This window comes from Mycobacterium sp. 852002-10029_SCH5224772, assembly GCF_001667315.1.
Lineage (GTDB): Bacteria > Actinomycetota > Actinomycetes > Mycobacteriales > Mycobacteriaceae > Mycobacterium.
This window is the reverse complement of record NZ_LZHT01000013.1, coordinates 26,418-33,759: the sequence shown is the minus strand read 5'-3', so window position 1 is coordinate 33,759 and position 7,342 is coordinate 26,418. Positions and strand designations below refer to the sequence as shown.

General features: G+C 70.7%; 9 protein-coding genes. 8 read left to right on the top strand and 1 reads right to left on the bottom strand.

Features of this window, described 5'->3' with window-relative positions:
- On the bottom strand, positions 1 to 954 hold a 954-nt coding region (locus tag A5775_RS04160; protein WP_067247992.1), incomplete at its 3' end, for an ammonium transporter.
- Positions 955 to 1,048: 94 nt separating this feature from the next.
- Between A5775_RS04160 and A5775_RS04155 the strand changes: the two genes are divergently transcribed.
- From A5775_RS04155 to A5775_RS04120, 8 genes are all read left to right on the top strand, one after another.
- Entirely contained in the window at positions 1,049 to 1,693 is a 645-nt protein-coding gene (locus tag A5775_RS04155; RefSeq protein WP_067247989.1) for a DNA-3-methyladenine glycosylase, read from the top strand.
- A 95-nt stretch (positions 1,694 to 1,788) separates the two neighbouring features.
- Entirely contained in the window at positions 1,789 to 3,051 is a 1,263-nt protein-coding gene (gene tyrS, locus A5775_RS04150) for a tyrosine--tRNA ligase (protein ID WP_067247986.1), read from the top strand.
- A gap of 99 nt (positions 3,052 to 3,150) precedes the next feature.
- Positions 3,151 to 3,513, top strand: coding sequence for a DUF732 domain-containing protein (locus A5775_RS04145; protein ID WP_067247983.1), 363 nt, complete (start codon positions 3,151 to 3,153; stop codon positions 3,511 to 3,513).
- A 38-nt stretch (positions 3,514 to 3,551) separates the two neighbouring features.
- Positions 3,552 to 4,352: a tetratricopeptide repeat protein gene (locus tag A5775_RS04140; RefSeq protein WP_156660565.1), complete on the top strand. Its 801-nt coding sequence runs from the start codon at positions 3,552 to 3,554 to the stop codon at positions 4,350 to 4,352.
- Positions 4,353 to 4,370: 18 nt separating this feature from the next.
- Positions 4,371 to 5,378: an HAD-IIA family hydrolase gene (locus A5775_RS04135; RefSeq protein ID WP_067247980.1), complete on the top strand. Its 1,008-nt coding sequence runs from the start codon at positions 4,371 to 4,373 to the stop codon at positions 5,376 to 5,378.
- Between the two features lie 23 nt (positions 5,379 to 5,401).
- Positions 5,402 to 5,587, top strand: a complete 186-nt coding sequence (locus A5775_RS04130) for a hypothetical protein (protein ID WP_067247977.1) — start codon at positions 5,402 to 5,404, stop codon at positions 5,585 to 5,587.
- Positions 5,588 to 5,595: 8 nt separating this feature from the next.
- On the top strand, positions 5,596 to 6,405 hold the full coding sequence (locus tag A5775_RS04125) for a TlyA family RNA methyltransferase (protein ID WP_067247973.1): 810 nt from the start codon (positions 5,596 to 5,598) through the stop codon (positions 6,403 to 6,405).
- Positions 6,402 to 7,328, top strand: coding sequence for an NAD kinase (locus A5775_RS04120; protein ID WP_082952872.1), 927 nt, complete (start codon positions 6,402 to 6,404; stop codon positions 7,326 to 7,328). The genes A5775_RS04125 and A5775_RS04120 overlap by 4 nt, the downstream gene beginning before the upstream one ends.
- The last annotated feature ends 14 nt before the right edge of the window (positions 7,329 to 7,342 follow it).

Below are 7,342 nucleotides of genomic sequence, written 5' to 3'. Positions count from 1 at the left end.
GACGCCCACCACATCGAGCGAATCGTCATAGTTGAAGCGCAATTTCGCGCTCACCGCGAACGAGCACACGACGCCCGCCGCAAGGCCGACGACAGTCGCACCGAGCGTGTTGACGGTCCCGCACGACGGAGTGATGGCCACCAGGCCGGCGACCACACCCGATGCCGCACCGAAGGTGGTGGGCCTGCCGTCGCGAATCTGTTCGACCGCGAGCCAACCGAGCATGCCCAGGCACCCCGCTACCAGGGTGTTGAGGAAGATGGCCGCGGCAGTTCCGTTGGCGGCCAGCGCAGAACCGGCGTTGAACCCGAACCAGCCGAACCACAGCAGCCCGACACCGACAAACAGCAACGGCAGGTTGTGCGGCCGCATGGCATCTTTCTTGAAACCGATGCGCGGCCCGAGCACCAGCGCCAGCGCCAGCGCGGAGGAACCCGAGACGATCTCGACGACCAGACCGCCCGCATAGTCGAGGACGCCCAGCTTGGCCAGCCAGCCGCCGGGTCCCCACACCCAGTGCGCGACAACCGAATACACGGCGACCGTCCACACCGGGACGAACACCATCCAGGCGGCGAACTTGGCGCGGTCGGCGATCGCGCCGCTGACCAGTGCGGCCGTGACGATCGCGAACGTCAACTGGAACGTGGCATACAGCAACTCGGGCACTGCGGTGCCGTGAACCGTGTCGGGGGTGATGCCGAGCATCCCGAAGTGCCTGAGGTTGCCGACCAGCCCGTCGGCCTCGTCTTCGGAGAACGCCAGGGTGTAGCCGACGAGCAGCCACGCCACGGTCACCAGCGGAATGGAGATGAAGCTCATCATCATCATGTTGAGCACGCCGGTGGTGCGGACCATGCCGCCGTAGAAGATCGCCAGGCCAGGGGTCATCAGCAAGACCAGCGCGGTGCTGGCCAGCAGCCACGCCGTGGCGGCAGGGTCTATCGCGTGCATGTGGGCTCCTTCGGGTCCCGGACACCGGGATACTGCCATGTTTGGGCCGCCGGTAGGTTCGTTGGGTTACTGAAAAGAGGACTCAGGATCTGAATTGGTCGAGGCTGGACGACGATCTCGCGCAGGCAGGGCCGCGGCTCAGCTGTTGGTAGACCCGATCGGGGCCGCGAGCCGCCTGCTGGGCGCCACCCTCACCGCGCGAGGCGTGAGCGGGATCGTCGTCGAGGTCGAGGCGTACGGGGGCGTGCCCGACGGTCCGTGGCCGGACGCCGCCGCGCACTCCTACAAGGGTCTGCGCGCCCGCAATTTCGTGATGTTCGGGCCGCCGGGGCGGCTCTACACCTATCGCAGCCACGGCATCCACGTGTGCGCCAACGTCTCGTGCGGGCCCGACGGCACCGCGGGCGCGGTGCTGCTGCGGGCGGCCGTGCTCGAGGACGGGACCGACGTCGCCCGGGCCCGCCGCGGCGAGCTGGTGCACACCGCGGCGCTGGCGCGCGGGCCGGGAAACCTCTGCGCGGCCATGGGAATCACCATGGACGACAACGGAATTGACCTGTTCGACGACAGCAGCCCGGTGACTCTCGAGCTGCACGAACCGCTGAGCTCCGTGTCCGGCCCGCGGGTCGGCGTCAGCCAGGCCGCCGACCGGCCGTGGCGGTTGTGGCTTCCCGGCCGCCCGGAGGTTTCGGCGTACCGCCGCAGCCCGCGCGCCCCGGCGCCGGGCGCCAGCGACTAGCCGAGCGGCGAACGGCGAGTTGGTGGGCGAGCACGCCGGTGAAACCGCACCACAAGTCGACGCCTGGCGCCGGCGCTCTGCAAGACTCGTACACCATGATCCTCGACGAGTTGGGCTGGCGCGGCCTGATCGCGCAGTCCACCGACCTCGACGCGCTGGCCGCCGAAGCCCAGCGCGGGCCCATGACGGTGTACGCCGGCTTCGACCCCACCGCGCCGAGCCTGCACGCCGGACACCTGGTGCCCCTGCTGGCATTGCGCCGGTTTCAGCGGGCGGGCCACCGCCCGATCGTGCTCGCCGGCGGCGCCACCGGCATGATCGGCGACCCGCGCGACGTCGGTGAGCGCACGCTCAACGAGGCGGACACCGTCGCCGAGTGGACCGAACGGATCGGCGGACAGCTGCGACGCTTCGTCGACTTTGACGACTCGCCCACCGGCGCCGTCGTCGTCAACAACCTGGACTGGACGCGCCCCATGTCAGCGATCGAGTTCCTGCGCGACGTCGGCAAGCACTTCTCGGTCAACGTCATGTTGGACCGCGACACCGTCCGGCGCCGCCTGGACGGCGACGGTATCTCCTACACCGAATTCAGCTACATGCTGTTGCAGGCGAACGACTACGTCGAACTGCACCGCCGCTACGGTTGCCGCCTGCAGATCGGCGGCTCGGATCAGTGGGGCAACATCATCGCCGGGGTCCGGCTGGTCCGCCAGCAGCTGGGCGTTTCGGTGCATGCGCTGACCGTGCCGCTGGTGACCGCCGCCGACGGCACCAAGTTCGGCAAGTCCACCGGCGGCGGCAGCCTGTGGCTCGACCCGTCGCTGACCACCCCGTACGCCTGGTACCAGTACTTCTTCAACACCGCCGACGCCGACGTGATCCGCTACCTGCGGTGGTTCACCTTCTCGTCGGCCGACGAGCTGAGCGAGCTGGAGCAGGCCACCGCCGATCGCCCCCAACAACGCGCCGCCCAGCGGCGGCTGGCGCGCGAACTCACCGTCCTGGTGCACGGCGAGGCGGCCACCGAGGCGGTCGAGCACGCCAGCCGGGCGCTGTTCGGGCAGGGCGAGCTGGACCGCCTGGATGAGGCCACCCTGGCGGCGGCGCTGCGCGAGACGTCGGTCGCCGAGCTCAAACCCGGTGGCCCCGACGGGATCGTCGACCTGTTGGTCGCCAGCGGCCTGTCCGAGAGCAAGAAGGCCGCGCGGCGCACCATCGGCGAAGGCGGCGTCTCGGTCAACAACGTCCGCATCGACAGCGAGGACTGGTCGCCGCAGGCGTCGGACTTCCTGCACGGCCGGTGGCTGGTGCTGCGCCGCGGCAAGCGCACCGTCGCCGGCGTCGAAAAGGTCTAGACGGGCGGGCCCCCGATCGGCCGCCGCAAAACACGTGCGTGCACAGATCTTTACCTCACCGTGTCGTCGGCGTGACCCGCGGGGACCACTGTTGTCACGGTGATTTTCGCGACGCGTGTGCCCTCGACCGTCCTGCGGACGCTGGGGGTGATCACGGGCTTGGTGGCGCTGGCCGCGGCACTGTCGGCGCCGATCCGCGCGGACATGCTGAGCAACGCCTTCCTGTCGGCGCTGACGAATGCCGGGATCTCCTACTCCCAGCCGACGGGCACCACGGCGATGGGACAGTCGGTGTGCCCGATGCTCTTCGAGCCCGGCGAATCCTTCGACAGGGTGGCGTCCAAGATGGCCGAGGGCAACGGCATGTCCTACGAGACGGCCGGCAGGTTCACCATCGTCGCGATCGGGACCTACTGCCCGGCGTTGATCGCGCCGCTCCTGGGCAGCCGGCGGCCAAGCTAGGCGTTTCCCGATCGGGGGCTGCCCGTATTCTCGGCAGCGTGGTCGACGACAGGCAGAGGCACCGCGGCGAGCGGGCAGCGCGGCCGGCATCCGGCAGTTGGTCCGGTCCGGGACGCGCGCGGCCCGCTCAGCCGCAGGGCGCCGAGCGCCGCGACGCCCAGGCCGGTCGCGCGCCGCAGGACGGGCCGCCGATACCGCCCGGTGTGGAAGCCAAACAGCTGGCGCCTGACGTTCGCCGCGAACTGAGCACCCTGGACCGCGCCACCGCCGACGCGGTGGCGTGCCACCTGGTCGCCGCGGGCGAGCTGCTCGACGAGGACCCGGAGGCGGCGTTGCGCCACGCCCGGGCGGCGCGGGCCCGGTCCAGCCGGATCGCCACCATCCGGGAGGCGGTCGGGATCGCCGCCTACCACTGCGGCGACTGGTCGCAGGCGCTGGCGGAGTTTCGCGCCGCCCGCCGGATGGGCAGCAAGTCCGCGCTGCTCCCGTTGATCGCCGATTGCGAACGCGGACTTGGCCGTCCGGAGCGGGCGATCGAGCTCGCGCGCGGACCGGAGGCCGCCGAGCTGTCCGGTGACGACGCCGACGAGTTACGCATCGTCGCCGCCGGGGCGCGCGCGGACCTCGGCCAGCTGGAGCAGGCGCTGACCGTCTTGTCCACGCCCCAACTGGATCCCGGCCGCACCGGCTCCACGGCGGCGCGGCTGTTTTACGCCTACGCGGACACGCTGCTGGCGCTCGGCCGCGACGACGAGGCGCTGCACTGGTTCCTGCGTTCGGCGGCCGCCGACGTCGACGGTGTCACCGATGCCGAAGACCGGGTCAGTGAACTCGGCTGAGGTGACGGAACCGACGACGTGAAAAGCCTTGCGCAGGAGTATGACTGCCTGCTGATAGACCTGGACGGAACGGCGTTTCGCGGCCGTCAACCCACCGAAGGCGCGGTGCAGGCGCTTGCCGAGGTGCGTAGCCGCGCCTATTTCGTGACCAACAACGCCTCCCGCAGCGCCGACGAGGTCGCCGCGCACCTGACCGAACTCGGTTTCACCGCCACCGCCGACGATGTCGCCACCAGTGCCCAAAGCGCGGCCCGGCTGCTGGCCGATCAGCTGCCTCCGGCCTCGCCGGTGCTGATCGTGGGCACCGAGGCCTTGGCCGACGAGATCACGGCCGTCGGACTGCGCCCGGTGCGCAGCAACGACGACGGCCCGGCCGCCGTCGTGCAGGGCCTGTCCCTGACCATCGGGTGGCCTGAACTCGCCGAGGCGGCGCTGGCCATCCGGGCCGGCGCACGGTGGGTGGCGGCCAACGTCGACCTCACTCTGCCCACCGAACGCGGGCTGCTGCCCGGCAACGGGTCCCTGGTGGCCGCGCTGCGGGCCGCGACCGGCGCCGAACCGCAGGTCGCGGGCAAACCGGCGCCCGCCCTGCTGCGGGACGCGGCCGCCCGGGGTGACTTCCGCGCGCCCTTGGTGATCGGCGACCGACTCGACACCGACATCGAAGGCGCCAACGCCGCCGAGCTGCCCAGCCTGATGGTGCTCACCGGGGTCAATTCCGCGCGGGACGCGGTGTACGCCAAGCCCGCCCAGCGCCCCACCTATATCGGCCACGATCTGCGCTCGCTGCACACCGACGGCGAGCGGCTCGCGGTCGGACCGCAGCCGGGTTGGCGGGTCGACGTCGCGGACCGCGCGATCACCGTCGGGCACAACGGGTCGGACGAGGTAGACGACCTGTCGATCGTGCGTGCGGTCGCCAGCGCGGTGTGGGGGTCATCGGACTCTGACTCCGTGCGCGTCGAGGCCGCCGACGACCGGGCGCGCGCCGCGCTGCAGCGCTGGTCTTTGGTGCACACCGGCTGACGGGTGACTAGCGTAGGGACGCGATGAGTATCGACCCCGATCAGATTCGCGCCGAAATCGATGCCCTGCTGGCCCGGCTGCCCCAGCCCGACGACCAGGAGGATCCCGACAAGGTGCCCTCGCTCGACGAGCTCGAAGAGATCGCGCGCCGGCTCTCCGAGGCGCACGACGTGCTGCTGGCGGCGCTGGAGTCGGCGGAGAAGGGCTGAGTGCGCGCATGTCTCGACGCGCCCGCATCGACGCCGAGCTGGTGCGGCGCGGCCTGGCCCGGTCGCGTCAGCAGGCCGCGGAGTTGATCGGCGCCGGCAAGGTGAGCATCGACGGGATGCCCGCACGCAAGCCCGGCACCGCCGTCGCCGTCACCGCCGCGCTGAGGGTGGCCACCGGCGGCGAACGCGGCTGGGTCTCGCGCGGGGCGCACAAACTCATCGGGGCGCTGGACGCGTTCGAGATTTCCGTCTCGGGGCGCCGCTGCCTGGATGCCGGCGCGTCCACGGGCGGGTTCACCGAAGTCCTGCTGGATCGCGGGGCCACCGAGGTGGTTGCCGTGGATGTCGGATACGGGCAGCTGGCGTGGTCGCTGCGCAGCGATCCGCGGGTCGTCGTCGTCGAGCGGACCAACGTTCGCGACCTGACATCCGAGGCGACCGGTGGGCCGGCCGACCTCGTGGTGGCGGACCTGTCGTTCATCTCGCTGTCGACGGTGTTGCCGGCGCTGGCTGGATGTGCCACACCGGACGCGGATATCGTTCCCATGGTGAAGCCACAGTTTGAGGTGGGGAAGGGGCAGGTCGGTGCGGGCGGTGTGGTTCACGACCCAGGCCTGCGCGCCGACGCCGTTTCGTCCGTCGCGCGTCGCGCCGGCGAGCTGGGTTGGCACACCGTCGACGTCACCGCCAGCCCGCTACCGGGGCCGTCGGGCAACGTCGAATACTTTCTTTGGCTACGCGCCCGGACCGACCGTCCGCTCGCCGGAGACGCACTGGTGACCGCGGTGCGCCACGCGGTGGAAAGCGGGCCGCAGTGACTCCAGCCGAACGTACCGTGTTGATGGTCGTCCACACCGGCCGCGAGGAAGCCACCGAGACCGCCCGCCGCGTACAGAAAACGCTGGGCGACAACGGAATTGGGCTTCGCGTGCTGTCCGCCGAGGCGGTCGATCGGGGACCGTTGCACCTGGCCCCCGATGACATGCGGGCGATGGGCGTCGAGATCGACGTGGTCAACGCCGACGCGCATGCCGCCGAAGGCTGCGAACTGGTGCTGGTACTCGGTGGCGACGGGACATTCCTGCGGGCCGCCGAATTGGCGCGCAACGCCGGCATCCCGGTGCTCGGTGTGAACCTCGGGCGGATCGGCTTCCTGGCCGAGGCCGAGGCTGAGGCCATCGACCAGGTGCTCGACCACGTTGTCGCACAGCACTATCGGGTGGAGAACCGCTTGACGCTTGACGTGGTCGTCAGCCAGGGCGGCCGGGTTTCCGCGCACGGCTGGGCGCTCAACGAAGTCAGCCTGGAAAAGGGCCCTCGGCTCGGTGTGCTCGGGGTGGTGGTCGAGATCGACGGGCGGCCGGTGTCCGCCTTCGGCTGCGACGGGGTCCTGGTCGCGACGCCGACGGGATCCACCGCCTACGCGTTCTCGGCGGGCGGTCCGGTGCTATGGCCCGACCTCGAGGCAATCCTGGTGGTACCCAACAACGCTCATGCGCTATTCGGTCGTCCCATGGTCACCAGCCCGGACGCCACCATCGCGATCGAGGTCGAGGCCGACGGCCACGACGCCCTCGTGTTCTGCGACGGCCGCCGGGAGATACTGATCCCGGCCGGCAGCCGGCTCGAGGTGAAACGTTGTGACACGGCGGTGAAATGGGCCCGTCTGGACAGCGCCCCGTTCACCGACCGGCTGGTGCGCAAGTTCCGCCTGCCGGTGACCGGGTGGCGCGGGAACTGACGGCGCAGTGCAGG

Coding starts and splice junctions, on each gene's coding strand:
- tyrS (WP_067247986.1), top strand. CDS start 1,789: ATGATCCTCGACGAGTTGGGCTGGCGCGGCCTGATCGCGCAGTCCACC.
- A5775_RS04130 (WP_067247977.1), top strand. CDS start 5,402: ATGAGTATCGACCCCGATCAGATTCGCGCCGAAATCGATGCCCTGCTG.
- A5775_RS04125 (WP_067247973.1), top strand. CDS start 5,596: ATGTCTCGACGCGCCCGCATCGACGCCGAGCTGGTGCGGCGCGGCCTG.